1 rRNA gene (running past one end of the window) is annotated in these 2274 nt (G+C 56.6%); it reads right to left on the bottom strand.

From position 1 onward, the window contains the following. Positions 1-114: 114 nt before the first annotated feature. Positions 115-2274: ribosomal RNA gene (locus AC07FN_RS45680) — 23S ribosomal RNA — on the bottom strand; it runs 913 nt beyond the window's last position.

Raw genomic sequence — 2274 nt, 5'->3', positions numbered from 1 at the left:
GGCAGGAAAACTCGGGTGTCGACGATCAACAAGCGATCATCAATTCAATTATCAACAACAACCATAGCCTGGTTGTTGTCTCAGATACCGTATAGTGGGTGCGTAGCAATCTTTGTGAGCAAGTCCTCGGCCTATCAGCACCAGTCAACTCCACACCTTACAGTGCTTCCATATCTGGCCTGTCAACCCAATCATCTCTTGGGGGCCTTAACCCACAAAGGGTGGGAGACCTCATCTAGGAACAGGCTTCCCGCTTAGATGCTTTCAGCGGTTATCCCTCCCGAACATAGCCAACCAGCCACGCCCTTGGCAGAACGACTGGCACACCAGAGGTTCGTCCGTCCCGGTCCTCTCGTACTAGGGACAGCCTTCCGCAAGTCTCCTACGCGCGCGGCGGATAGGGACCGAACTGTCTCACGACGTTCTAAACCCAGCTCGCGTGCCGCTTTAATGGGCGAACAGCCCAACCCTTGGGACCAACTCCAGCCCCAGGATGCGACGAGCCGACATCGAGGTGCCAAACCATGCCGTCGATATGGACTCTTGGGCAAGATCAGCCTGTTATCCCCGGGGTACCTTTTATCCGTTGAGCGACACCGCTTCCACCAGCCAGTGCCGGATCACTAGTCCCTGCTTTCGCACCTGCTCGACCCGTCAGTCTCACAGTCAAGCTCCCTTATACACTTACACTCAACACCTGATTGCCAACCAGGCTGAGGGAACCTTTGGGCGCCTCCGTTACCCTTTAGGAGGCAACCGCCCCAGTTAAACTACCCACCAGGCACTGTCCCCGATCCGGATCACGGACCCGAGTTAGATGCCCGGAACGACCAGAGTGGTATTTCACCAACGACTCCACACCCACTAGCGTGAATGCTTCACAGTCTCCCACCTATCCTACACAAGCCGAACCAAACACCAATACCAAGCTATAGTAAAGGTCCCGGGGTCTTTCCGTCCTGCCGCGCGAAACGAGCATCTTTACTCGTACTGCAATTTCACCGGGCCTGTGGTCGAGACAGCGGAGAAGTCGTTACGCCATTCGTGCAGGTCGGAACTTACCCGACAAGGAATTTCGCTACCTTAGGATGGTTATAGTTACCACCGCCGTTTACTGGCGCTTAAATTCTCCGCTACACCCTTACAGGTTCACGGGTCCTCTTAACGTTCCAGCACCGGGCAGGCGTCAGTCCATATACATCGCCTTACGGCTTCGCATGGACCTGTGTTTTTAGTAAACAGTCGCTTCTCCCTGGCCTCTGCGACCACCACCAGCTCCCACCGCAAGGGCGTTCACCAGCAGTGGCCCCCCTTCTCCCAAAGTTACGGGGGCAATTTGCCGAATTCCTTAACCACAGTTCACCCGACCGCCTCGGTATTCTCTACCTGACCACCTGTGTCGGTTTCGGGTACGGGCCGTGAAGACACTCGCTAGAGGCTTTTCTCGACAGCATGGGATCACTCACATCACCACAACGGCTATGCATCACCCCTCACCCACATGGCGTGCGGATTTACCTACACACCGGGCTACAGGCTTACACCAGTACTACCACTCACTGGCAGAGCTACCCTCCTGCGTCACCCCATCACTTAACTACCGCGGAATCAGGCCCCATGCACCCACCACGCTCGTCCGAAGACTCACACAGCAGACGGATGGTTAGTATCAACCGTTTCGCTATGGACGCGTCCACACGGGTACGGGAATATCAACCCGTTATCCATCGACTACGCCTGTCGGCCTCGCCTTAGGCCCCGACTCACCCTGGGCGGACGAACCTTCCCCAGGAACCCTTGGTCATCCGGCGGAAGAGATTCTCACTCTTCACTCGCTACTCATGCCTGCATTCTCACTCCCACACACTCCACACCAGGATCACTCCGGCGCTTCACCGCATGCAGGACGCTCCCCTACCCAACAACACCAAACAGTGCTGCTGGCATGGCTTCGGCGGTGCGCTTCAGCCCCGCTACATTGTCGGCGCAGGACCACTTGACCAGTGAGCTATTACGCACTCTTTCAAGGATGGCTGCTTCTAAGCCAACCTCCTGGTTGTCTCGGCGATCCCACATCCTTTCCCACTAAGCGCACACTTAGGGGCCTTAGCCGATGCTCTGGGCTGTTTCCCTCTCGACGACGAAGCTTCTCCCCCGCCGTCTCACTGCCACGCTCAAACTCAGGCGTATTCGGAGTTTGGCTGATCTCAGTAACCCGCGAAGGCCCATCAACCAACCAGTGCTCTACCCCACCCAAGCAACCACGCAACGCTG

Source organism: Saccharopolyspora sp. NPDC045941 (assembly GCF_056431445.1).
Note: the sequence above shows the minus strand (reverse complement) of the source record. Positions and strands in the feature narration are given on the sequence as shown.